21 protein-coding genes and 1 tRNA gene are annotated in these 25,142 nt (G+C 47.8%); 8 read left to right on the forward strand and 14 right to left on the reverse strand.

Annotated elements, in window-relative coordinates; translation table 11 throughout:
* Positions 1 to 17 precede the first annotated feature (17 nt).
* The 5 genes from ruvB to ACO05Z_RS14740 form a co-directional block, all read right to left on the reverse strand.
* Positions 18 to 1,004, reverse strand: coding sequence for a Holliday junction branch migration DNA helicase RuvB (gene ruvB, locus ACO05Z_RS14720; protein WP_421902938.1), 987 nt, complete (start codon positions 1,002 to 1,004; stop codon positions 18 to 20).
* A 24-nt stretch (positions 1,005 to 1,028) separates the two neighbouring features.
* A complete protein-coding gene (gene ruvA / locus ACO05Z_RS14725; RefSeq protein WP_421902939.1) occupies positions 1,029 to 1,640 on the reverse strand; it encodes a Holliday junction branch migration protein RuvA in 612 nt (203 codons plus the stop codon).
* The gene (gene ruvC, locus ACO05Z_RS14730; RefSeq protein WP_421902940.1) at positions 1,637 to 2,143 is read right to left on the reverse strand and encodes a crossover junction endodeoxyribonuclease RuvC; all 507 of its coding nucleotides are present in this window, start codon (positions 2,141 to 2,143) and stop codon (positions 1,637 to 1,639) included. Before ruvC ends, ruvA begins: the two co-directional genes overlap by 4 nt.
* A complete protein-coding gene (locus ACO05Z_RS14735) occupies positions 2,144 to 2,890 on the reverse strand; it encodes a YebC/PmpR family DNA-binding transcriptional regulator (RefSeq protein WP_421902941.1) in 747 nt (248 codons plus the stop codon).
* An 87-nt stretch (positions 2,891 to 2,977) separates the two neighbouring features.
* Positions 2,978 to 3,577: an RlmE family RNA methyltransferase gene (locus ACO05Z_RS14740; protein WP_421902942.1), complete on the reverse strand. Its 600-nt coding sequence runs from the start codon at positions 3,575 to 3,577 to the stop codon at positions 2,978 to 2,980.
* A gap of 108 nt (positions 3,578 to 3,685) precedes the next feature.
* Between ACO05Z_RS14740 and ACO05Z_RS14745 the strand changes: the two genes are divergently transcribed.
* Together ACO05Z_RS14745 and ACO05Z_RS14750 are read left to right on the forward strand one after the other, a co-directional pair.
* Positions 3,686 to 5,167, forward strand: a complete 1,482-nt coding sequence (locus tag ACO05Z_RS14745) for a glycosyltransferase family protein (protein ID WP_421902943.1) — start codon at positions 3,686 to 3,688, stop codon at positions 5,165 to 5,167.
* 73 nt (positions 5,168 to 5,240) lie between these two features.
* Positions 5,241 to 5,900, forward strand: coding sequence for a BON domain-containing protein (locus ACO05Z_RS14750; protein ID WP_421902944.1), 660 nt, complete (start codon positions 5,241 to 5,243; stop codon positions 5,898 to 5,900).
* Between the two features lie 20 nt (positions 5,901 to 5,920).
* On the opposite strand, the gene ACO05Z_RS14755 is transcribed toward ACO05Z_RS14750, so the two are convergent.
* The 3 genes from ACO05Z_RS14755 to ACO05Z_RS14765 form a co-directional block, all read right to left on the reverse strand.
* On the reverse strand, positions 5,921 to 6,550 hold the full coding sequence (locus ACO05Z_RS14755; RefSeq protein ID WP_421902945.1) for a GntR family transcriptional regulator: 630 nt from the start codon (positions 6,548 to 6,550) through the stop codon (positions 5,921 to 5,923).
* 450 nt (positions 6,551 to 7,000) lie between these two features.
* On the reverse strand, positions 7,001 to 9,091 hold the full coding sequence (locus ACO05Z_RS14760) for a methyl-accepting chemotaxis protein (protein ID WP_421902946.1): 2,091 nt from the start codon (positions 9,089 to 9,091) through the stop codon (positions 7,001 to 7,003).
* A 202-nt stretch (positions 9,092 to 9,293) separates the two neighbouring features.
* On the reverse strand, positions 9,294 to 11,576 hold the full coding sequence (locus tag ACO05Z_RS14765; RefSeq protein ID WP_421902947.1) for an ATP-binding protein: 2,283 nt from the start codon (positions 11,574 to 11,576) through the stop codon (positions 9,294 to 9,296).
* A 172-nt stretch (positions 11,577 to 11,748) separates the two neighbouring features.
* On the opposite strand from ACO05Z_RS14765, the gene ACO05Z_RS14770 reads away from it, so the two are divergent.
* On the forward strand, positions 11,749 to 12,855 hold the full coding sequence (locus ACO05Z_RS14770) for a hypothetical protein (RefSeq protein ID WP_421902948.1): 1,107 nt from the start codon (positions 11,749 to 11,751) through the stop codon (positions 12,853 to 12,855).
* Positions 12,856 to 12,872: 17 nt separating this feature from the next.
* Here ACO05Z_RS14770 and ACO05Z_RS14775 read toward each other — a convergent pair whose 3' ends face one another.
* Positions 12,873 to 13,334, reverse strand: a complete 462-nt coding sequence (locus ACO05Z_RS14775) for an Lrp/AsnC family transcriptional regulator (protein ID WP_421902949.1) — start codon at positions 13,332 to 13,334, stop codon at positions 12,873 to 12,875.
* A 231-nt stretch (positions 13,335 to 13,565) separates the two neighbouring features.
* On the opposite strand from ACO05Z_RS14775, the gene ACO05Z_RS14780 reads away from it, so the two are divergent.
* Together ACO05Z_RS14780 and tdh are read left to right on the forward strand one after the other, a co-directional pair.
* On the forward strand, positions 13,566 to 14,756 hold the full coding sequence (locus ACO05Z_RS14780; protein WP_421902950.1) for a glycine C-acetyltransferase: 1,191 nt from the start codon (positions 13,566 to 13,568) through the stop codon (positions 14,754 to 14,756).
* A gap of 27 nt (positions 14,757 to 14,783) precedes the next feature.
* Positions 14,784 to 15,812 carry an L-threonine 3-dehydrogenase gene (gene tdh, locus ACO05Z_RS14785; RefSeq protein WP_421904190.1) on the forward strand — a complete coding sequence of 343 codons (1,029 nt, stop codon included), beginning with the start codon at positions 14,784 to 14,786 and terminating at the stop codon, positions 15,810 to 15,812.
* 54 nt (positions 15,813 to 15,866) lie between these two features.
* Here the strand turns inward: tdh and ACO05Z_RS14790 are convergent, their stop codons facing one another.
* Positions 15,867 to 16,136, reverse strand: a complete 270-nt coding sequence (locus tag ACO05Z_RS14790) for a hypothetical protein (RefSeq protein ID WP_421902951.1) — start codon at positions 16,134 to 16,136, stop codon at positions 15,867 to 15,869.
* Positions 16,137 to 16,291: 155 nt separating this feature from the next.
* A complete protein-coding gene (locus ACO05Z_RS14795; RefSeq protein ID WP_421902952.1) occupies positions 16,292 to 18,460 on the reverse strand; it encodes an AsmA family protein in 2,169 nt (722 codons plus the stop codon).
* A gap of 196 nt (positions 18,461 to 18,656) precedes the next feature.
* Between ACO05Z_RS14795 and ACO05Z_RS14800 the strand changes: the two genes are divergently transcribed.
* On the forward strand, positions 18,657 to 19,451 hold the full coding sequence (locus tag ACO05Z_RS14800; RefSeq protein ID WP_421902954.1) for a hypothetical protein: 795 nt from the start codon (positions 18,657 to 18,659) through the stop codon (positions 19,449 to 19,451).
* Positions 19,452 to 19,518: 67 nt separating this feature from the next.
* Here ACO05Z_RS14800 and ACO05Z_RS14805 read toward each other — a convergent pair whose 3' ends face one another.
* The gene (locus ACO05Z_RS14805; RefSeq protein WP_421902956.1) at positions 19,519 to 19,923 is read right to left on the reverse strand and encodes a MerR family transcriptional regulator; all 405 of its coding nucleotides are present in this window, start codon (positions 19,921 to 19,923) and stop codon (positions 19,519 to 19,521) included.
* Positions 19,924 to 20,171: 248 nt separating this feature from the next.
* Between ACO05Z_RS14805 and ACO05Z_RS14810 the strand changes: the two genes are divergently transcribed.
* Positions 20,172 to 20,246, forward strand: a tRNA-Val gene (locus tag ACO05Z_RS14810).
* A gap of 58 nt (positions 20,247 to 20,304) precedes the next feature.
* On the opposite strand, the gene ACO05Z_RS14815 is transcribed toward ACO05Z_RS14810, so the two are convergent.
* Positions 20,305 to 21,183 carry an EamA family transporter gene (locus ACO05Z_RS14815; protein WP_421902957.1) on the reverse strand — a complete coding sequence of 293 codons (879 nt, stop codon included), beginning with the start codon at positions 21,181 to 21,183 and terminating at the stop codon, positions 20,305 to 20,307.
* Positions 21,184 to 21,250: 67 nt separating this feature from the next.
* A complete protein-coding gene (locus ACO05Z_RS14820; protein WP_421902958.1) occupies positions 21,251 to 23,008 on the reverse strand; it encodes an AMP-binding protein in 1,758 nt (585 codons plus the stop codon).
* Between the two features lie 225 nt (positions 23,009 to 23,233).
* Between ACO05Z_RS14820 and ACO05Z_RS14825 the strand changes: the two genes are divergently transcribed.
* Positions 23,234 to 25,069, forward strand: coding sequence for an SLC13 family permease (locus ACO05Z_RS14825; protein WP_421902959.1), 1,836 nt, complete (start codon positions 23,234 to 23,236; stop codon positions 25,067 to 25,069).
* The last annotated feature ends 73 nt before the right edge of the window (positions 25,070 to 25,142 follow it).

Genomic DNA, 25,142 nt, shown 5'->3' on the forward strand with positions numbered 1-25,142 from the left:
AAAAACCTAACCAATCCCTAAAACAAACTCCCCTGCCCCCCAGAAGCAACCTTCTGGAGATGCTGGTAAGCCCGCGCAGTAGCAACACGCCCACGGGGTGTACGCTTCATGAAACCGCACTGAATCAGGTAAGGCTCATAAATCTCCTCAATGGTGCGCACTTCTTCGGAACAGGCCACGGCAATGGTCTTTACCCCTACGGGGCCACCACCGAACTGATCTATCAGGATAGAAAGAATCTTGCGGTCCATGTAATCCAAACCTAACGGATCAACATCGAGCTTGTTCAGTGCCATGTCAGCCAGCTCTTCAGTCACTACCCCATCCCCATGCACGGTGGCAAAGTCTCGCACCCTGCGCAGCAGACGGTTAGCGATACGCGGTGTTCCACGGGAACGCTTGCCGATAATGAGCGCGCCTTCTTCAGTAACCTTGAGGTCGAAAATACGGGCGGCACGGATAACAATACGTGCTAATTCCTCGGGAGAGTAAAATTCTAAGCGGAAGATACAGCCGAAACGGTCACGCAGGGGTGAGGTCAGCAGACCTAAGCGGGTTGTGGCCCCAACCAATGTGAACGGCTCAAGATCGATCTTCACGGTGCGGGCGGCAGGTCCCTGACCGATAATCAGGTCCAGGTTGAAATCTTCCATGGCCGGATAGAGAACTTCCTCTACTGCGGCGGGAACACGGTGGATTTCGTCGATGAAAAGGATGTCGTTGCGGGAGAGGTTGGTCAGGATGGCGGCGAGGTCCCCGCTGCGTTCCAAGACCGGACCGGAGGTGGAAATGAGGTTTACCCCCAACTCGGAAGCGATAATCCGCGCAAGGGTTGTCTTGCCCAGACCGGGGTTGCCGTAGAAAAGAGCATGATCCATGGCATTGCCGCGCCCGCGTGCAGCCTGAATGAAGACATCAAGGTTGTCGCGCAGATCGTCCTGGCCGATAAAATCGGCCAGCCGTTGCGGTCTGATGTGATCGTCGGAGCCGTTGTTTTCCATCATATTCCGGTACTGCCTGCTGAAATATTACTTTTTCTGGGAAATCTTTTTCAAAGCTACGCGGATAGCTCCACCAGCGTCAAGATCGGGCTCTTCTTCGAAAATATCTTTGAGGATTTCTCGTACTTCCTCATCCCCGTAGCCGAGGTTGCGCAAGCCGGAAAGAGCATCGAGAAATTCACTGCGTTCGCCTTCCGCGGGGCAGGCACCGCTGCGCACAGTTGCGGACTTGAGATTCTCCATCTTGTCCTTGAGGGACCAAAGAATCTGACGCGCGGACTTGGGTCCGATGCCGGGAACAATGGACAGGGTCTTGGTGTCCTCACGGAAAACAAGATCCTGCAATTCCTTGGGACCGAACTGGGAAAGAATAGCCAGCGCTTTTTTGGGGCCGAGACGGTCAACAGAAATAAGGGTACGGAAGACCTCACGGTCATCAAAGCAGGGGAATCCGTAAAGATCAAAGGCATCTTCACGGATCACGGAATGAACGTAGAAAGTCACATCCGAGCCGGATTCAGGCAGGGTGGAGATAGCGGTGAGGGTCAGAAAAAGTTCATAGCCCACTCCGCCGGGAGTGAGGATGATGCAGGACTTGTCTGTGGCCTCTAAGAGCTTACCGTGGATATAGGCGATCATCTTCCAGCTACCTTTGCGAATCTTCGTTCATTGAGGTGGCAGATCGCAATGCCCAGCGCATCGGTGGTATCGTTGGCCCACTTGGTGTTTTTCACCCCAAGGATGCGCTCCACCATGAAAGCGACCTGCGATTTATCAGCCCGTCCGCTGCCCACTAGGTTACTTTTAACCTTGGTGGGTTCATACCCGGAAACCACAAGTCCGGACACAGCACAGGCAGCCATGGCAGCACCACGGGCCTGTCCCAGTTTAAGGGCCGAAGCCGGATTAGAGGCGACAAACGCATTTTCGATTGCCGCCTCATCCGGTGAATGTTCTTTTATAAGCTCAGCGATGCGGGAGTAGATTTCCCCAAGCCGCGAGCACATGGGCTTTTTGGTATTGGTCCGGATTGTCCCGGCATCCACAAGGGATACCTGCCCGGAAAGTTCTCTGACGATACCGTATCCGGTAACGCGGGTTCCGGGGTCAATGCCGATGATTACAATACCTGATCCGCCCATCTAGTCTTCCATTTCAGCCATGAGCTCATCGGGGAAGTCAGCGTTGACGTGTACATTCTGTACGTCATCGTTGTCTTCCAGCTTTTCCATGAGGTTCATGAGCTTTTTGGCGGTGGGAACGTCTACTTCTACGAGGTTCTTGGGCACGAAAGCGAGGTCGGAGCTTTTTGCGGTGCACTCAGCTTCTTCGAAAGCCTTCTGAACTTCGGTGAAATCTTCGGGCATGCAGTGTACTTCGAGGGATTCATCTTCAGCGATTACGTCCTCGGCACCTGCATCAAGGCCGATTTCCAGCAGCTGGTCTTCGGTGTACTTTTCAGCATCAAAAACCATGACGCCTTTTTTATCGAACATCCAGGCAACGCAGCCTGCTTCACCCATGGAGCCGCCGCCTTTACCCAGAGCGTGACGAACTTCAGCAACAGTACGGTTCTTGTTATCGGTAGCTGCTTCGATGAGAACAGCAACACCGCCGGGACCGTAACCTTCGTACATGACTTCGGAAATGTCACCACCAGCCAGTTCGCCGGTACCTTTTTTGATCGCGGTATCGATCTTATCGTTAGGCATGTTCACGCCCTTGGCCTTGGAGATGGCAAGGCGCAGGGAGGGGTTCATTGCCGGATCGCCTCCGCCCTTGGCTGCAAGGATGATGTCCTTAGCCATTTTGGTGAAAATCTTACCGCGTTTGGCGTCCTGCCTACCTTTTCTGTGCTGGATGTTAGCCCATTTACTATGTCCGGCCATTTTTTCCTCCTGAGAATATCAAAGTCCCGCCTTATATTTTTTTGATGGGACAGTATTTATATATGTATGTATGAAGAACCAGTCTTCTTACTCTTCATTGCCACGAAAGCCAAGTCCGACAATGAAAAATTCCTTGCTTTCCTCTCTGCAACTCTTCGGCTTAAATCTTTTCACCTTGGAAAACATCTTGCGCAGGGAGTCGATGTACTCTTTAACATCAGGTCCATCAAAAATTTTAACGATAAAATGCCCGCCCTTTTTAAGCCTGCTGGGCACGATGTCCCGCGCGCGTTCACAAAGCTCAAGGGAGTTGGCCTGATCGGCAAACTTCACCCCGGTTGTCTTGGGCGCCATGTCACTGATGATCAGGTCGTAGGGCAACTGCTTGTCCATTGCAGCCAGCAGTTCCGGGGAATCCTCGAATACGTCGGCTTGCAGGAAAGTTGCGTTTTCCGGAAAGACGGTATCAGTGGACTGGATATCTACTGCCAGCACACGTCCGTTGTCTCCGACCTTCTTGGCGGCAAAAAGAGTCCATGAACCGGGAGCAGCCCCGAGATCCATAACATTCTGGCCTTTTGCGAAAACCTTGAAACGCTTGTCCAGTTCCTGAAGCTTGTATACGGAACGGGCGGGATAGTTTTCCTTCTTGGCCCTTTTAAAATAATGATCGCGATATTGTTTCATAATCTGAATTAAGTTTCGCAGTGATCCGCAAAAGACTTTTGCAACCGACTGCGTTATAAGGTGACTGGAAATTAACTTATTACGGCCCGCAAGCCAAGTATCCCGAGAATGCAACGCCCCGAAAGAATCCGCATAAAAAACGAATCCGGTTTAGAGCAATCCCTGCCCGAAGGTGAAAGATATTTTCAGGACCTCGGCGGCAAGGGCAAAATCCTGTTCCTCGGCCTAGGTCCGACGCCCGCTCAGGCAGCCGCCCTCTTTCCCGGAGAAGAGAACATACATTATATAGAATGCCCGGCCATGCTAAAACAGATGCGGCCCGGCTACGTAATCCCGGAAAATTTCGTACAGCTGAAAATTGATCAAGCCGGGGACTTATCTGACTTCCGGATAATGCTCTATACGCCCAACAAACGTTTATTCCCATCTTTCTGGGAACCTCTGCTTTCCAAACTGAACATAGGGCGTGCCGGAATCATGCGCAAAACCCGCAGCAAAACCGTCTGGATTCCCGGTGACAAGAATTCCTTACTAGTGCCGGAACTCTGCCGTGCCTTTGCAGCCGAGGGATTCTCTTACAGGGTTATCGAGCCGGACGCAATGCGCAAGAACCTGCTCTCCCTGCTGCACAGCGAACTACCGGAACTTTTTTTAAGCGTAAATTTCAGCGGGCTGGACAATGCAGGCGAAACATTTTTCATGCTCCGTGAAGCCGGGATAAAAGTAGCGGTCTGGATGGTGGACAATCCTTTCCACATCCTGTCCGGCATCAAATCTACATACTGGCGGGAAGTACCGACCATGGTCACCGACCATTGGTTCATCCCCGTCCTTGAAAAACACGGAGCCAAACAGGTCGGACACTTGCCTCTGGCCACTGACCCGCAAATATTCAACCCCGCAGTAAAGCCCTACCCGAATTTGGAAGAGCGGACTGTATTCGTAGGCCGCTCCAGCTTTCCCGCCAAAAACAACTTTTTTGCCGGATGTTCTTTCAGCGTCAGCGACGAACAAAAAACCCTCCAGACCATCAATTGCGCAGAAAAACCGGACTTTGAATGGTGGGCAACTATGGACGGGCTGAAAAGATTCTGGCCCGGACAGCAGGTCCGCAACACCGGATTCAAGACCGAGCAATCAGGACTGCTTTGGCGCATATTATCATTACAGAACGCGGGGAGTGAACTTACGATTTTCGGAGACGAGGGCTGGGAGCAATACCTGCCGGATGCAGACCTGCGCCCCCCGGTTGATTACTTTAGCGAACTGCCGGAAATCTACGCCGGGGGCGGGATCAGCCTGAACATGACCAGCCCGCTCCTGCCCTGCGGCCTGACCCAACGCAATTTTGACGTCTGGGCTGCCGGAGGATTTCTGCTCAGCGACTACACACCGGGATTATCCATTTTCCCGGGAGAACTTCTGGACCATTGTACATTCAAAACGCCAGCTGAATTACCTGCTAAAATTGATTTCATAAAAAGCAATCCAAAACTAAAAATAGAGCTTTCAAAAAATTGGCAGGAGCTTATAATAAAAAAACACACGTACAAAGAAATAATTCATAAGCTATTAAGTTTCATTAACTAAATTCGTTTAAAACAAATCGGCATAGCTTTTGCTTTATCTGCACTCAGAAACTCTAATCAAGGAAGATGAAGAGATGCGGAAACTAATTATTTGCCTTGCCTTATTTGCCCTGACCTGCATGAGCGGTTGTTCCGCTTCAGTGCTCATACCACCGTTACCCGGACCGATGATGATCCCTTCATCTGTCGGGTCCTTCTATAATGCCTACGCGATCAGCACGGACGAACGCGGCTTCCAGACCATCGTTGAAGACGAAATGCTGGAAACCAGCATCCAGTCTGAAATTCTCAACGAGAAGAAGCTCAACATTATGGACCTAAGCACTTATTCCTATAACGGACACGTTTATGTGGTCGGCGAATATGATAACAAGGAAGATTTTCAGCTTATCCGCAAGATTGTCAGAAAAAACAAGAAAGTTAACTCCCTCACCACCTATCTTTTCGCGGAAGATGAGAATGCATGCGCCAAAACAGATGACTACATGATCCAGATGGCGGTAAAAAGCGCACTTCTCAATGACGACTCCGTTTGGGGAGCCAACGTTGCTGTAAAATCAGTACAATGTAATGTGGTACTTATGGGCAGAGTCGCCAGCATAAATGAAGCGGTCAAAGCCAAGCAGATAGCCGCAGGAATTGACGGGGTGAAGGGAGTAAAATCATTTATCCGCTCCACCCGACAGAACAAATATCTAGGGCAACAGCAGAGAATAGCTGCTGCCATGCGTTAAGTTTAAGTTCACTACAGAAATTAAAGTGAGTAATGATTCCTTAAAAGCTCTTTCATGAGCTCAAGATCCCTGGCTTTAACAGCATCAACAATTTCTTTGTGTTCTTGAGCATGTTCACTCATGTCTACACCATCTTCCAAATGCTGCTTAACCAGAGTAAACATCCAATAATCATTAGCTAAAGCCTCCCATGAACGCACAAGGGAACCGTTTCCGGAACACTCAACAATCGTTCTGTGAAAATCAAGATCGGCCTGCCCCAAGGCGGCCATATCCTTGCGCTCTACCCCATCAAACATACTCTCGACAGAGGTCATGAGGCTTTCGACGTCGATTCTGTCCAGCTCATACCCCCAGCTCAAGGCCAAAGGCTCAAGCTCACTCCGCACAGCGAAGTAATCATACAATTCATCGGAAGACAGGACTTTTACACGGGAACCTTTATAGGGCTCAGTTTCAACAAAACCTCTGGCGGTCAAATCCCTGATCGCCTCCCGTACAGCCCCCTGGCTGACCTGAAGCTCCCGTGAAATTCTGGTCTCAATAATTTTATCACCGGGCTTCAGGTGTCCTTTCAAAATGCTGCTTACGATGTGCTCAACAACATCATCACGCAAAACCCGTCTTTTCAGTCCAACACTGGATACCATAGAATTTTTCCCCCTGAAGTAAAGGCCGGATTTATGCATTCCCCCTCAAAACGCACATATCTTTGAGAGCGGAACCTAACTACTTTTTTAAACAATATCAAGAGCTGAAGTACACAGCAAAACAATATATTATATAAAATCTACACCAGCAAAACATGCTAATATCAGCATAAACTAAACCTCTAATTACAAAATAAACAAAGTACAAGCAAACACTACGTATATTTATACAGCATATAATTTAATACAACAGTTCAATCAAACTGATTATCATAAAGCAGAATGCAGCACCTTTTATCAGTTTAGCATGTTACAAACCTGTTCCGTTGTATTTTTTCTACAATCCATAAATCAAAATACATCCAACTAATATCCCACTGCTGTAGTGGACAATAAAAAAGCCGCTCCCCATGCGGAGAGCGGCCCTTGAATCTGATTTGGTCTCTGGTTTTATACTTTTTTCAATTCATCAATGACACTCTTGAGGTCTTCCGAGAGTCGCGACAACTCATGAACAGCTTGCGAAGACTGCTCCATGGCCTGTGAGGTTTCAGACGCAATGCGGTTAACCTCATCAGTATTACGGTTAATCTCTTCAGAGGCGGCAGACTGTTCCTCAGATGCAGTTGCAATAGCCCTGACCTGATCTGCTGTAGACTCTACAATATTCACAATTGATGACAAAGATTCACCAGCCTCTGAAGCATAAGCTGTACTTCTTTCAACCATGCCTGAAGCTCTTTCCATATCACTGATACTGTTGCGGGTTCCGGACTGAATAGCTGAAACAGCGTCCCCGACTTCTTTAGTGGCATCCATGGTTTTTTCGGCCAGCTTGCGAACCTCATCCGCAACAACAGCAAAGCCACGCCCAGCCTCACCGGCACGGGCAGCTTCAATTGCAGCATTAAGAGCCAGCAGGTTGGTCTGGTCTGCAATATCGGTGATCACATTCATAACCTGACCGATCCCTTCTGCTCGCTTGCCTAGGTTTTCAAGTCCGGTAGCCATCTGTCCTGCGGCAGCATCAACTTCACCAATACTGGAAATTACGTTGTCTACAATCCCACCACCGGTATCGGCCTGCTTGCGAGCATCATCAGCACTTTCAGCTGCCTGAGAAGCATTCTGGGCAACTTCAAAAACAGAAGCATTCATCTGCTCCATGGCAGTTGCTGCCTCCGCAGAGCGCTCACGCTGAGTCTCTGCACCGGATCTGGACTGTTCTATCTGGGCGGACAGCTCCTGAGAAGCACTAGTAACCTGATCTACAATCTGTTCCAGCTGTCCGGCGGCCTGCAGCATACCTTCACGCTTGGCATTTTCAGCGGCATTTCGCGCTTCCTCCGCTTCAGCCAAAGCTTCTTTGGCCAGCTTGGTCTGCTCTTCGGCTTCGAGACCTTTCTCTTCAGTTGTCTTGAGCAACTTACCAAGATCGACAACCATATATTTCAAGGCTTGCTGCAAGGTAAGCAATTCACCTGAAAAACGTGACTCATCAGGAATGGCCTCAAAATCACCTTTTGAAACAGCCTGCGCCGCACCGACAAGCATCTGAATAGGATTGGCAATAGACCGGGCAACAAACCAGCCGAAAAGGCAAAGCATTACAGCAATACCAAGCCCCATGAGCAGAGTATCTTTAACGGTATCATAAGCGCCTTCCATGATCTCAGACTTGTCGATCAGCAGAGCCAGCTTCCAGCCAAGAGCAGGAGAGGTAAATACCCGGACAAACTTTTCTTCTCCTCCGAGGTTGACCATTGCAAAGTCGTCTTTCATTGCGGCCAGCTCTTTCATGCCCTGATCATCAAGTTTATCCGCCTGCTTAAAAGCATATTCCTTATTTACAGGGTCGGAAAGGATGGTGTTATCCCCTTCCATTAATATGATATATCCGGTCTTACCGATCTTGATTGCCGAGACAACATCGGTAAGGGTAGACAAATTGATATCAAACCCGACAACACCGATAACCCGGCCATTAGCTCTTATTTTGGAGGTGACGGAGCTTACGGCTACACCTGTTGTAGACTTGTACGCCTTACTTACGGAAGTATCTTTGGGAGCGGCGAGAGCTTCTGTATACCAGGGTCTTGCCCGTGGATCATAGCCGGAAGGCATACTATCCTCCGGATACATGTTGAATCCACCATCTTCCATACCGTAAAAAGCGAAGTCGTAGGCATCATGGCTTTTAACCATCCTCGACATCAGGTCAAAAGCATCCTGTGCTTTTTCAGTCATCAATTCTCTTTTTACAGCATCAAGACTCTTATCCTGAGCCAGATTCAGGTTGCTGCCGAGAGTTCCCGTAACCGCAGGTTCCCCGGCAATAAATTTGGCATTCAGCTCTGCCTCATGCATGAACTCGGATATGAAATTGTCCACCTGCTGCAATTCACTGAGCGAAGACTCTTCAAAAGCAGTCTCAGCCATGTCGGTCATTTTTAAAAACGAAATAGAAGCCATACCGCCTGCACATAGCAATACAGCTGTTAGAATAAGCAGTATCAGCTTATTTTTAATATCCAATCTCATTCAAGCAACCTCCTGACAGGTTCTTTCCAAAATAAATGTAAGCACCATCCATTATATATTAACATATCGTTCCAAACGGGCAATACTTAAGTGAACCGCACACAATTATGAATTATAATTTTAATAAGTAAATATTAAGCTTACGCAAAAAAAGGGCCTTCCGTAAAACAGAAAGCCCTTTTCCAATCATTGCTAATTAATATTATGCGTTTTCAGCGCGCCCCCCGGCTGGCAACCTAATAATGAATTTTGACCCTTTACCCTCTTCAGACTCTACAAGGAATTCACCCTCATGGTTACGGGTGATGATAAAATAAGAGACTGAAAGCCCAAGCCCGGTTCCAAGCCCCACGCGCTTGGTGGTATAAAATGGCTCAAAAACCCTTTTGCGCACATCTTCATCCATTCCCGGACCATTATCTTCTACTTCAACTCGAACAAACTCACCGTCCTTGCGGGTTCTTAGGGTCAAGGTAGGCCGCTCGTCTGCAAAATCTTTATCGGCCATGGCCTGAGCAGCATTTTTGAATATGTTCAAAAAGACCTGTTCAATTTCTGTTTCAGTAATATTTACTGCGGGCAGGTTTTGCTCGTAATCCCTGCGGATTTCAATGACTTTAAAATCATACTTTTTCTTAAGGTCATAATCGTTTTCCGCAAGACTCAAAGCTTTTTCAAGGATGCCTTTCACCTGAATCTGCGTACGGGAAGATTCACTTTTGCGACTGAATTCAAGCATATTGCGAACAATGGAAGCTGCCCTGCGACCGGCATCACTGATGCCACGCAAATAACCGAGAATTCCGCGCCTATCCATATATTGATGGACTTTATTCAAATCCAAGCCCAACTCAGAGGCAACTTCCACATTCTTCTTCAGGGAAGGCGACAGACGTCTTTCAGTTCCCTGCACCCCTGAAAGCACAGCTCCCAGCGGGTTATTAATTTCATGAGCCATTCCAGCTGCAAGACCACCGACGGACATCATCTTCTCAGTCTGAATCATCATGTCCTCAAGACGGGACTTCATGGTCACATCGTCGATAAGCACAACCGCACCACGCCCATCTTCATTTTCGAGCAGCGGGTAGATCTTAATATTTTTATACTGGATGTGGCCTTCTGAATTAAACGGAATCTTATTCTTCTCACGAACCTCAAGTTTCTCAACCGAGTCCATAATCAAATCCCGTTCGTCTTTAAGCTGGGGGAAAACATCCATCAATTGCGTGCCCCAGACCTGTTCATAAGTCAGTCCGGTATCTTCTTCAGCAGACCTGTTCCACTGATTGATACGCAGCGACTCATCAACACCGACCAGCATCGTAGGCATGGAATCAATGGTATTTTTAAGCAGGTTACGTAACCGGGCCAACTCGTTTTCAGCAGCCTTCTTTTCGGTAAAGTCAAAAGCAATGCCCAGATATGAAGTAACATCGCCGGATTCGTCCCTGACAACCACGGTACTGTCGGCAATCCAGTAAACACGGCCTGTGGGATCTATGATCCGGTACTCGTGCCGGTAGTGGTCAACACCGGAATCAATGTATCCTTGTACTTCTTCTTCCACCTTAACCTTATCATCAGGATGAATGACCTCACCATACTTCACCCTGCCGGACATGAAATCATCTGCATTGAAACCCAACTGGCTGACATTCTGCGAAACAAGCTCCACAGGCCAGTCATATTCATTTCTCCATTTAAAGAGAACCATAGGACTTTTTTCAACAATCATATTGGATTGTCGCAATGCCTCTTCGGCTTTCTTACGTTCGGCAATATCCCTGATCAGGTTGAGACGCATCTCATTAAAAGCTTCAGCAACCCGGTCGATCTCATCCTGCTTGGTATGTTTTTTACGCCGCTTAAGCACCAATTCCCGGTCAAGGGTACTGATATCCATTTCCTGGGCGTATTCAGCCATGGTCTGCAAATGTCGGGTGACCATGTAGTGGATAATCATAAGAATAAAAAGAGCGACTAAAAAAGTCTTAACTGCCTGCGTAAGCAGGACCACAAAGACCCTTAGCCGCAACCGCTTGAAAACATTATCAAGGTCAGCCACAGCACGCAGCTGTCCTACTTCAACACTTTTTCCGTCTATGACATGGACCAGTGGAAAATTTTTCTCAATTATATTGCCCCCGTCAGGGACTTTACCAATAAACGCCACCGGATCGACCGACCCAAACGACATTTCAACCACCTCGAGATAACGCATCCCCGGCAGCTTCAAGGCTCCTTCAAGCTGGATTTTAACATGGTCAATATTGATATCCCAAAGGCTTGCGGCGATAGTATTGACGTAGCTGTGCTCAATCTGTCCGAACCCTTTTTGAATCTCACTGACATCGCTACGGTACTCCATATACAGCTGGACGCTAGTACCGAGAATTGTAAAAAAGGAACTGCAAATTAAAATATATACAAGAAGCTTGTATGGAAGGACCTGTCCCTTTCGTATTCTGAAAAACTTGGCCATATTCTCCACCGGAGCAATTGTCGCTAAGGTAATAAATGAAAATTATTTCTAGGTACGAACTCTTTAGAGTATATTGACATAAATCGCTAAAGGATAAAAGATTCTTTTGTAATAAAACAGTTAATTAAAACTAAGGTTCAGCCTGATCAGCAACATATCCCAAGGATGAAGCATGGCCATACGGCACCCCGCACCTAAAACCACAACACTTTGCCAAAAAGCAATCATGGCATCGACATTGGTCTTTGCAATACTGTTTTTGCTGATATCTGCTGTGGAAGCGTCAACATCTTCTGAACACCACAGGGAAAACACTTCCCCGAATGAAAACGGGAGCTTCAACCTGAAATTCAATATTGATGAGAGAAATGAAACCATGGATGCAGACCTTCTGCAGCCGAGACTGACACCTATCCCAAGCAAAGAGGAGGTTTCTCCGCAAAAGGCCGACGAAATAAAACCATCAAAAGAACTACAGGAAATCATCGCAAGGGTTAAAAACGGAACACTGCCAACCTATGCCAATAAAACCGACGCAAAAACTGACTACTCGGTAAGCAAGGAAGATCTTGCCATCATAAAATCTGGCGGAAAAGCAGTAAAAGCAGAAGATGTTCAGCCGTCACCGGCGCTAAAGGCAGTACTTGAAGCATACCGCAGCGGAAATCTTGACTACACCCAACGCGATATCAAAGAAGTTGAAGATGAATTGTTCTACCATCAACCCTATGCGGAAATGAACATGACATCCATCTATGATCTGGTGGTACTGCAAACTGGTCGAGATGTATTCCTATCGCTCGACTACCAGCAGCTTTCAAGAAACGACAAAACAGCAGAGCAATTGAAATCCCGCAGGATAAAAGACCTGCAGCAAACCATTACCGCTATCAAAATCAAGGAAAAGCAAAAAGAAGGCGAAGAAACAGACTCCCCCGGAGAAAAGCTCAAGAAAGCCAATGTAAAAATCAAAATTAAACCTAAAGAAACTTTTGCCCAGAGAATGCTAAACATGCTCGGAATCAGACGTCGGCATGAATCAGTTGATTACGAAAGTCTCAGCAAGACATACAGAGCATACAAACGTTGGGACGAACACGTTAAGAACGTCGAGGACATGCTCCGCCGCAAGCGTAAGATTCAGCTAATCCGGCAACGGGTCTACAGACCATCACAAAGGATAGACTGCAGTGATCCTGCATTTCGTGGAGTCTGCCCGGACGGGCAATTGAAAATTGATCCTTACAAAAACGGCAATATAAGATTTCTTAAACCATAAAAAAGGAGCAGCCTGTGCTACTCCTTATGTTCCGCCCATTTGTTGACGGCTTCAAGAAACATGAAAGTTTCAGTAGACTTTACGCCGCCGACACTGGAAAGGTCATCAACCAGAAACTGGCGAAAAGCATTTCGTGAGGAAACAAAAACTTCAACAAGGAGGTCGAATCTTCCGGAAACGTTCATTACAGACTGAACTCCGGGGACATTGGACATCTTTTCCATGATTTCGGGATTAGCCCTTTCTTCAAGGTTAATACCAACCATGGCAATAAGGCTGTTTTCGAAATAAAGAGGGTTTACGGAAGCAGTAATTCTCAAATAGTCATTTTTGATCATCCGTTCTGTACGCAAGCGCACTGTTCCGTCGGAAACTCCAAGCTTACGGGCGATATTTTTGTACGACTCGCGCCCATTACGCTGCAATTCTTCAATAATCTTACGGTCTACATCATCAAGTACCAAAGGACGCTCTTTCACGCGAAATCTCCTTTACTTAAAATAAATTCACTTTTTATCATTTAATGAAACATACATAGGGGGAAAATAACAATTCCGTCAATATCTGATTTCATTAATGCGATTTCATCAAAACAGACTTATTTTTAGCTTTCGCACAATATTTATTCTGAAAATTTTGCTTGACACAATTTAATATGTTGTTTTTTAAATAACGCGTAGCAACACTATTACTGGACGGGAGAAACGTATATGAAAAATAATTTACTTCAGGCACTTTCAGCCCAGACCGAAGAGCTGAAAGCAAACGGCCTTTACAAAGATGAAAGAATCATAACATCCCAGCAACAAGCCCTTATTTCGGTGAAGGGCGGGCAGGAAGTACTCAATTTCTGCGCCAACAACTATCTGGGACTGGCTAATAACCCCGATCTAATTGAAACGGGTAAAAAGGCTCTGGATAAATACGGATTCGGACTCTCTTCAGTACGTTTCATTTGCGGAACGCAGGATGTCCACAAAGCGCTGGAGCAAAAAATCAGCGAATTTCTCAAAACCGAAGATACAATTCTTTACAGCTCCTGCTTTGACGCAAACGGCGGTCTGTTCGAGACCATTCTCACCAACGAAGATGCGGTTATCAGCGATGCCCTGAACCATGCATCCATCATTGACGGCGTACGCCTCTGCAAAGCCCAGCGTTTTCGTTACAAGAACAATGACATGGCCGACCTTGAGGAACAGCTCAAGGCTGCTGAAGGCTGCCGCTACAAACTGATCGTTACCGACGGCGTCTTCTCCATGGACGGCATCATTGCCGACCTCAAATCTATCTGTGATCTGGCCGACAAGTACGGCGCACTGGTCATGGTTGATGATTCCCACGCAGTCGGCTTCATCGGTGAAAACGGTCGCGGTACCCCTGAATACTGTGGTGTGCTGGATCGCGTAGACATCATCACCGGAACCCTCGGTAAGGCTCTCGGCGGAGCATCCGGCGGCTACACTTCCGGCCGTAAGGAAATCATTGAATGGCTGCGCCAGAGATCCCGCCCCTATCTCTTTTCCAACACCCTTGCTCCGGTCATTGCCTCCACTTCCATCGCTGTTCTGGACATGATTGCAGAGAAACCGGAACTGCGTGAAAGACTTAACGAAAACAGCAAAATATTCCGCACCCGCATGGAAGAAGCCGGATTTGACCTCGTTCCCGGCAACCACCCGATTATTCCGGTAATGCTCGGCGATGCTGTACTGGCCCAGAAAATGGCCGCAGGCTTGCTCAAGGAAGGCATTTATGTAATCGGCTTCAGCTTCCCGGTAGTCCCCCGCGGTCAGGCCCGCATCAGGACTCAGATGTCCGCCGCTCACACACCTGAACAGGTTAACAGAGCGGTTGATGCATTTATCAAAGTCGGCCGTGAACTCGAGATCATCAAATAAGGTATAAGGCAAAATATAATGAGCACCATGAAAGCCCTCGTTAAGAGCAAGGCCGAAGAAGGCATCTGGATGGAAGAAGTTCCGGTACCGGAATGCGGCCACAACGATGTTCTTATCAAAGTAAAGAAAACCGCCATCTGCGGAACAGATATACACATATACAACTGGGACAGCTGGGCACAGCAGACCATCCCCGTGCCCATGGTCGTAGGCCACGAATTTGTCGGTACCATTGAAAAGATGGGCGGCGAAGTTCAGGGACTGGCCCTCGGTGACCGCGTTTCCGCTGAAGGACACGTTACCTGCGGGCACTGCCGTAACTGTCGCGCAGGCAAACGCCACCTCTGCCGCAACACCATCGGTGTAGGCGTTAACCGCCCCGGTTGCTTTGCCGAATACGTATGCGTTCCCGCTGTCAACGTTTTCAAGCTGAATGAAAACATCAGCGATGATGAAGCTTCCATCTTCGACCCCCTTGGAAACGCGGTCCACACTGCCCTTTCCTTTGATCTCGTTGGTGAAGACGTGCTCATCACCGGAGCAGGCCCCATCGGTATGATGGCCGTAGCCGTTGCCCGCCATGCCGGTGCAAGACACATCGTCATCACCGACATCAACGACTACCGCCTTGATCTGGCCGGTAAAATGGGCGCAACCCGCACCGTCAACGTTACCAAGGAAAAACTTGAGGACGTCATGAACGAACTGGGCATGACCGAAGGCTTTGACGTAGGTCTTGAAATGTCAGGTAGCCCCGCAGCATTCGGCGAAATGCTGGATAAAATGAACCACGGCGGCAACATCGCCCTGCTGGGAATTCTTCCGGACAACACTGCCATTGACTGGAACCAGGTTGTGTTCAAGGGTCTGAAACTCAAAGGCATCTATGGGCGCGAAATGTTCGAGACATGGTACAAAATGGCTTCCATGCTCCAGTCCAGCCTTGATGTAACTCCCGCAATTACCCACCACTTCAAAATCGATGATTTCCAGAAAGGTTTTGACGTGATGCGCAGCGGACAGTCCGGGAAAGTAATCCTCGACTGGACCAAATAAATCATAAAGGGGCAGGTGGTTATTAACCACCTGCCCCTTCTCTTTCTCCTCCCATCAATTCTTCATCGAAGCATAGAGCCTGCGCACATGCCGCTTGCTGATTCCCAGCCGCTCGGCAATATCAGCCGTTTCCACACCATAATCCTTAAGTTGAGCCACCTTCGCAGCCAGCCCGGCATGCTTCAAAAATCGAGTTGAAACATAGACGCTTTCATGAGCAAATTCGTTCATTACACTTAAAGCGGCCTTTTCCGGGCATTTCATTCCTGATTTTACATGGTTCATTTCGCGAACCAATACATCATAGAGTACGTTCTCCCTCATTTATCTAACTCCGTACAATTATACTTAATTAGATATAGATTACACCCCAGAAAAGACATTCTCTGCCAGACCTTGTCAGTTTACAAAAAACAAACGGGTCGACCTGTTAAAAGCCGACCCGTAATAGGTTTAACTATCTATATGACATTAAGGAATTAGAATAACTTCTTAATTGCTCCACCAATTTCCTGAACAGGATTCTTTTTAGTGTCTTCTCCGGAACCGGTCTTTTTCTTACCGCTGAAAGTCTCACCGATGCCCTCAATTACATCCCCCACACCTTCGATTACGCTACCCACAACCTTAAATCCGGACTTGGCCAGAATGGCTGCAAAGCGAGGAAGGTCGACCATAACGGAAGGATCGGCAACATCTCCTGTGATGGTCATAGGTACAGTCAGGCCTACGAGATCCTTCATACCCTTTCCGCCCTGTCCTTCAAGAGTACCTACAACCTTTGCATCCAGACCGTAATCTATCTTCATAGTATTCAGGTCAACTTTTCCGGCCCCTGCAGCACGCAGTAACGGCGACTTAAGCAACAGATCACGGTTATCGGCAACACCGTTTTTGATGTTCGCAGTGGCAGAAACCTCACCAAACTCAGTACGCTTACTGTCCCGCTTACCGAAAGCTCCCCCGGTCAGGACGGCGAAAGCATCACCAGCAAGGTAGAGAAGGTCAAAACCGGAAACATAACCGTCCAAGACCTTAAACCCAAGATTACCGTTAAGATTGGCATATACGGTTTTCATCTCATTACCGCGTGTTTTCAGTCCGGTATTGAAGCTCATCATACCGGAGAACTTATCCTCGCCGGTCATCTGCCGAGACAAGTCAGAACCATCCAGTCCGGTCATTCCAGCCGTTACGGACATAAGCGGTGTCTTGCCGCGCACATCAACCACTGCAGAGGAAGTAAAGGCACCCTTGGCTACATTGAACGAAGCGGGCTTCACAGTCAGCACTCCGTCCTTGGCACGGGCACGAACCACGATATCGTTTACCTGAGCCTTCTTGGCTATAAGCTGTTTTATGTTCAGGTCCGCCTTAAGGGTCAGCTTGCGCAGCATGTCCACGGGAATAAGGTCCTCGGACTTGGCTGTTTTCTTCCCGGCAGGCTTTTCTTCTTTTTTCTCGGGCTTCTTTTCAGAGGCTGGAGGCAGGTAATTATCCACATTAATCTTATCAATACCGAGTTGAGCCACTATATTGGGACGCTTCGGATTGGCAAATGAAAACAATCCCTTGATTGTGGTCTCATCAAGATTGACCTGCAGGTCTTTTATTTCAACAGATTTATCTGAACCTGCGTAATTAAAGTTCATTCCCACTGAAGTCAGGGCCTTGCTGTCTGCGGTTTGCAAACCCATGCCCATTTTATTCAGCGTATCCTTCAAGTTGAAACCGGGAATATTCATATCGCCGGAAAAACTAATGGCTTTAGAATTCAGCCCTGAGGCATCAACTGAACCTTCGGCCTTCATGCCGTATGCTTCCAGTACTAATTCTTTCACACCGGCAGCACCCTTAAGCATATCAATGGCTGCATCACCGGAAAGCTTAACCTGCCCCTTACCGCCGGGAACAGCCTTGCCACTGGCATCCACCACAACGTTCAACCCTTTTACGCTGAGCTGCTTAAAGTCGGCGGAAATGGAAGCCTCACCGCTGGTTGTAATATCCGCTTCGACTTCGGGCTTAGTGGAGCTGAGAAGCACATGGACATTGAAGTTGAAAGGACTTCCCGGAGCAAATCCTTCAACAACGATATCGCAGTCATCCACTGCCTGACGCACATTTTCTTTACGGTCATCCCAGACTACACGGGCATTCTGGATATTCACCCCGCCCACAGAAAGATTCAGTTCAGTCTTGCCGGAAGAAGACGGCTTCTCCTCCGTAGGCTTACTCTGCTTCTCACCGGTCAGATCAGCCCAGTTGGTGACCCCGTCCTTGTTGCGCATCAGGAACAGCTGCAAATCAGTAACATCGACATTCCTAAGTTCTACGTTGCCGGAAATCAGTGGCAGGAGCTTGATGCTCACATCAGCTGATTTAAGGCTGAACATATTTTTTTCCGAAAATCCGGCAGCATTGGAAAGTGAAACCCCTCCGGTCTTGACCCCGATCCACGGGAAAACCGAAAGCTCCAGATCACCGTCAAAAACAAGTTCACGTCCGGTCTTATCCCGAACGGCGTCTGAGATTTCACCTTTGTAATCATTGGGATTAATCAGGATTACGGCTAGAACCATCGCCACGCCCACGATCAGGACCAGTCCCGCCACTGCTGCAATAATAATTTTAACTGCTTTACTCATTATCAAACTCTCCGTTTAGCGTCGGCTATGGACAGTGTTTATAAAAAACAACTCTTTTCTCATTAAATGCATAGCAAATTATATCTTCTCAAGAGATAAAATCAAACTATTTAATATAAAAAGCTGTTTACCCGGCTTATTTCCGCGAAAGAAATTCCAAGAAGGATTTGCCAAGAGCCTTAGAATGAGGCAAACAATGCTCATGGAAAATAAGAGGTCTCTACTTCTGGCGAGCATCGTCGCCTATGCATTATACTTAGTGACAATGGTTAAACTACCGGGCCTTCTGGACCACCTGATTGATTCCGACTGGCCCAGAATGATCGGGCATAGATTCGCCCGCAAGATGAGCGATACGCCCCTGCTCTACTTCTGCCTTGGACACATGGCTGTGTTCGGAGCAATAATACCGCTCATCATTGCTAAGAAATTCGGATTAAAACCACACAGAAAGGTTCCCGGAACCATTCTCTGGCCAAGTATTGCCGTTCTCATCGGGGCTTTCCTGTTTTACGCCCACTATCAAGGTTTTCTGCCTAATATGCTCAACCCCGATCCCGATCCGGCCTACATGACCGAGGCGCTTTTCTACATATTCCCACTATCGCTGGGCCTGTGTATATATTCCTGCTTCCTGCTGCCCCGCTCAATCATGCACCTTATGAATCAAAACAGATATTCACCGATTCTTGAAGCTCTCATTGCCGGCGGCACCATGCTTATCTCATGGAAGGTCTACACGCTAAACCCGCACATTGTGCCGGAAAAAATATTCTGGACCGGAATCGCCATTGCAGCGGCCGGGGCACTCTCGCGATCTTTCTATCTTGCTTTTATATCCTGCTTCGCCACCCTCTATGGGGCATCGATGGTTATTCCGGTTTTTCATAGAACCCCTTGGGAACCAATGCTACCCGGATTTTTGGCCGCATTTGTGGCCTTCTGCCTATACCTGCATTCAAGGGATACCCGTAAATTTCCCATGCAATAGAAAACATAAAAGGGGAAGAATCGATAACTTCGATTCTTCCCCTTTTTCAGTAAATCCAGAAAGATGACTAATTCAGTAAATCCTTAATTTCCAGCAACTCGTCTCTTATTTCACGCAAAATTTCCTTATCCTGCGCTTCCTGCGACTCTTCGTGGCTGAACAAGGGCATCTGGGATACGGCATCTGAAGCAAGGGAAGCAGTGTCCTGTATAACCTCGCCAGACGCATCATCCGGGGAATCAAGTCTCTTGCGAGCCCCTTCAATAGTTAAGCCCTCATCATGCAACAAAGTCTTGATCCGGCTGATCAACGCAATATGTTCTTCATTATATAAACGCTGACCGGATTCCGTTCGAATCGGTTCCAGCTGCTCAAACTCACCCTCCCAAAACCGCAATACATACGATTTAAGGCCCACAAGCTTGGCCGCCTGCCCGATCTTATAAATTTTTTCTTCACTCTGCCCACTCATAGAAAAAACTAGTATCAGAGAGCTATCCCTTAGAAAAGCCTAAATAGGCAAATATCTTCCTGATAATCATAATTTTTAATTGAGATATCCACCAAAACTGCACCCCCGACAGCACATCCAACACCCTCAAACATTTAATTATTTAGAAAAAGAAATAGAATCATGCAAAAAATTAAAAAACCTGCTTGACAGCAGAGGCCCTCTTACGTAGAACCTTCTTCGTCGACAGCGAGTCGGCACCCAAAAATAGGCGCGTAGCTCAGGGGGAGAGCGCTTGCTTGACACGCAAGAGGTCAGCAGTTCAAAGCTGCTCGTGCCTACCAGAAGATTCAAGGACTTAAGAAGAAATTCTTAAGTCCTTTTTTCGTTTTGGGGTAAAGCCTATTTAGCAAGATAGGTTAGACACCCCCCGGCGATAACCAACCCCACCCCGACAATCCGTGGAACAGTTACAACCTCACGCAACACCAACCATCCAAGCCCTACCCCGACCACGAGGCTGGATTGGCGCAAGGCTCCAACATAAGTAACCTTGCCCAAAGCCAGAGCGAAGAGAATAAGCACGAAGGACATGGTATTCAACACTGACACTCCAATGATGCGCCACTTATTCATTTCCCACTCCCGGCGGATGATACTCCGATCCAGCCGCCTCAACAGGGGCAAGAAATAGACATTCGCGGCCAAAGTGTAGCAGTACATGTAGATGAAAGGATGCATATGTTGAATCGCGAGTTTGCCCCACAGAGTGTACAGAGCCACGGTAAAAGCCGCCAATACGGCAAAGAACATGCCCAAGCCCATCCCCTTTTGCGACACCCAAGTTCTGTCCGATAAGTCGGGCAATTTAAACTCGTTGAGAGGGATGACCACCACCCCGAGTGAAACCAAGATTACCGAAACCCACCCCACGACATCGATATGTTCGCCGAGAAAGATGAAGGCCAGAAAGGGGAGAAAAACCGTACTGGATCGCGAAACCGGATAGGCAATGGTCAAATCAAGCAACTTATAACTACCAGATAGACACATGTAATTGGCCACAGCTAGCAGCATCCCGACGACTACGTACCATAACGAAGACAGTTCAAATCCCCAGACATTCACGGTAACCACAAAAGGAACAAGATATATCAGCGGCTCAAGCATTTTGCTCAAACACAAAAAGGCATCTTTGTTCTCAGCCTGTTTAAACAGAAAATTCCAATAACCGTGGGCCACGGCTGAAAGAAGAACCAGAAGAAAGGGTAGTCCCTGCATATTTGATAACCCTCATTTGTAAGAAAAAAGGGCTTAAGAATAAATTCTTAAGCCCTTTAAATATTTCTTACCGCTTTTGGTTCTCTTCCACATCTATGTAGAGATAGCGCTTAATCTTTTTAGTGGGCGTTTTTTCAAACGGTTCGACCTGTTCGATTACCTTGGTGATCTTTGCGAAACTGGAAACCTTGCCGTTGACGGTCTTCTTGATGGAATCGAGATGCTTCTGCACGGCTTCGCGGGCCTTTGATTCAATCATTTTGCCGGTACCGCGTTCCTCATCGAATTTAACGTAGTCAAGATGAACGCGGGCAACGAGCTTGCCCTCAGCACGATAGACGATTGATTCCAATACATAGTCGCATTCGCCGATAATAGACTCGACTTCTTCGGGATAAATATTTTCGCCACTGGGGCCGATGATTACATTCTTCAGGCGACCGCGCAGAAAAATATATCCATCTTCATCAATGTAACCAAGATCGCCTGTGCGCAAAAAGCCGCCTTCCATGAGCACTTCTTCCGTGACTTTAGGCGCCTTGTAGTAGCCCTGCATGACGTTGGGCCCTTTAACCAGCAGCTCACCTTCTCCGGTCTCGGGATCAGGTTTGTCGATCTTAACCTCCATGCCCTTTAGAATACGTCCGGCTGAACGAAAGCGGGCAGCACTGGGTGCTTCGCCAGAACAAAGCGGACTGGTCTCGGTCATACCGTAGCCAACAGTATATGGCAGACCGGAATGCATGAGAAAGTCCTCGACTTCTGGGGCCAGAAACGCACCGCCGATGGGCATGCAGCGAAGCTGTCCGCCAAAGGCTTCCATGAGTTTTTTACCGGCGACAGCATAAAGCTTTTTACGAGCGGCACCGAGCTTCATGACGTTACGCATGAGGCCGGACCCTTTGAGTTTGGGCTGGACGCGGTTCTTAAATATTTTTTCAATAATCAGCGGCACTATGAGCAGCATGGTCGGTTTGACCTTGGCCATGGCTGGAAGCAAGGTTTTGGGCGTAGGCGGCTTGGGGAGGTAATGAATGGAAGCACCATGGATGAGCGGCAGGACCATGCCCAGCGTACATTCGAAGGTGTGTGCCAGCGGCAGGACCGAAACAAGACGGTCCTCAGTGTTAACGTCAACGATACTGGCACTTGCTATGGCGTTGAACACAATGTTGCGATGCGTGAGGATGACGCCTTTGGAGCTTCCCGTGGTGCCGGAGGTGTATAAGATCGCGGCAACGTCATCAACGTCGATTTCTGTTGATGGACGAACGTATTCCTTGCCCATGTCCGTATACTTTTCAAGTTCCTTGCTGATTCGTTCCTTGAACTGCTCTTTAACCTGTTCAAAGGATTTACGAGCTTGAGCCATGCCTTCCTTGAAAGTTTGGCGCAGCCCATCATCAGTGGAAAGTGAAAAGTCATTGAGAGTGATGATGGTGTGGAGGTTATCGGATTCGTATTCGTCCACTTTTGGCTTCAACCGTTCAGAAACAAAGATGGCATTTGCTTCTGAATGGCGCAGAATATGATGCACTGCGCCTTCGTGAAATTCGGTGAGAATCGGAATGGCGATGGCCCCCATGCTGGTGATGGCAAGATAGGCGGCACCCCAATTGGGCATGTTCTCGCTCAAGATGGCAACTTTGTCGCCCTTGGTGATGTTGCGACTGTGGAGCAGCAGGGAAACATCATCCACCAGCCTTTTGAACTCGCGGTAGGTCATGGGCTTTTCGCCCACAAAACAGACAGCAGGACGATCAGCATACTTCTCGGCGCTCAGTGCCAGCGCGTTTTTCAGGGTCGGGGTGTCTTGCAGGCTCACGGACCAGCCTCCTTATATCCTTATATTTAAATGGGTCGCCAGTGTGACTGCTAAATTACATTGGGTCAAGCGGAACGCGCATTGTCTCCCTGTTTGGGAAAAATGCTGCAGCATCAGGCGAATGCATGGTTTCATGCCACTATATCAAGTTTACGCACCTTTTTTATCTGCTCCATTTTGTCCAAATAGATTGACTTTTTGTGTGACAGGGAGTTTTAACAGGCTATGCTTAATACAATTGGAACAGATGCCCTCCTAGCCATTGCCATTTTTTTATGTGCAGCAATTTTCTTTCTCAGTAATAAAGTTCGCGGTGATATTATCGGTGTTTTCGTAGTTACCTCTTTGCAACTCACTGGTATTCTATCACTTGAGGAAGCTTTGTCAGGCTTTTCAAATCCGGTTTTGATAGTCCTGGTTGTAATGTTCATTGTGAGCGAAGCACTTACCAATACGGGAATTGCACAGCGCGTTGGAGTTCTGATTTTACGGATTGGTGGCAAAAGCGATGCGATATTAACTGCGTTGCTTATGCTGGCAGCCGGGTGTGTGGGCTCATTCATGAACTCCACAGCAACCATGGGCATATTTATTCCCATAGCCTTGGCTGTGGCGAAAAAGGCCCATCTCAATAAGAAAAGGCTTTTGATGCCACTCGGATTTGCCGCTCTCATAAGCGGAATGATGACTCTGGTGGCCTCATCACAAAACCTGATAGCTAATGAGACTCTAATTCAGGCCGGATACGCCAACTTGGATTTTTTCAGCTTTACCCCCATAGGAATCATCGTTTTGGCTGTCGCAGTTATTTATATACAGCTCTTTGGAAAAACGATGCTTGGAAGCCGAAAAGCAGTCAGTTCCACCAATGACAGCCGGACAATCCCTGACCTGATAAAGAACTACGGGTTGCAGAATAAAGGCGGGCGATATCGAATCCGCAAAGAGTCCCCGCTAATCGGCCTTACACCGCTCCAAACTCGTTTTCGAAGGATGCATGACATCATGTTGGTAGTAGTGGAAAGACCGACGCTAAGAGGGCGGAGCTTCAATAAAATCACCCCTGAGACCACATTCAAACAAGACGACATTATTATCGTTTTCGGAGAGCCCCAAAAACTCGAGGCTTTTGCTTTATCGCAATGTCTGGACAAAGTACCTCCTATTTCCAAACGCGGACAGGTGGAGATGCTTCAGGAACTGGGGATGGCCGAAATACTGATTGCACCAGACTCTCGGTATATAGGACAAACATTAAGTGAAATATCGTTCCGAAATAATCACAACGTCTCCGTACTTGGTCTACGGCGCAAAGGGAAAGTCCTTTCATCTGAGCTGACAAAAATTAAGTTAAGCCACGGCGATGCCCTGTTGGTTTGTGGAAGTTGGGAAGATATCCATCAATTGAAGCAAGAGCGTGTACATTTCCTGCTTTTGACACTTCCGGAAGAGAGTTGTGAGGTTTTTCCTGCCAGACGGAAGGCTCCTTTGGCCCTCCTCATACTTATTGCCATGGTGACGGCAATGGCATTTGAAATCTTGCCACCTCCAACGATAGCCCTTCTGACAGCTCTTTGCCTTGTGTTTGCTAAATGCGTCGAGCTTACGACGATTTATCGAAGAATCAGTTGGCCTACAATCGTGCTCGTTGGCGGTATGCTACCGATGGCGACGGCCCTGACAAAATCAGGAGCATCTGATTACATCGCAGTGCATTGGGTCAGTCTACTGGGCCAATTGGCACCGATGAACATGTTGGGAGTGCTATTCTTTTCAACAGCCATGGTTGGCTGGTTCTTACCAAGTGCGGCCACCGCCGTACTGATGTTGCCCATCGCTATCGAAGTTGCCACGGAGCTAGGGATGCCTCCACATGCTTTTGCAATGACTTCCGCGATTGCAATAGGATGCGCTTTTGTTTCGCCAATATCATCCCCGACCAACCTGCTAACAATGGAAGCAGGTGATTATAGTCCCACAGACTTCATCAAAACAGGCTTCCCGCTTCTTTGCCTTGCGTCCGTCATCACGGTTTCACTCATGAGTTTGATTTATTTATGAGCCCAACAGTTCAAAACTGCTCGTGACTACCAAATAAAAGGACTTAAGAATAAATTCTTAAGTCCTTTTTACC

Source organism: Maridesulfovibrio sp. (genome assembly GCF_965230075.1).
Classification (GTDB): Bacteria; Desulfobacterota; Desulfovibrionia; order Desulfovibrionales; family Desulfovibrionaceae; genus Maridesulfovibrio.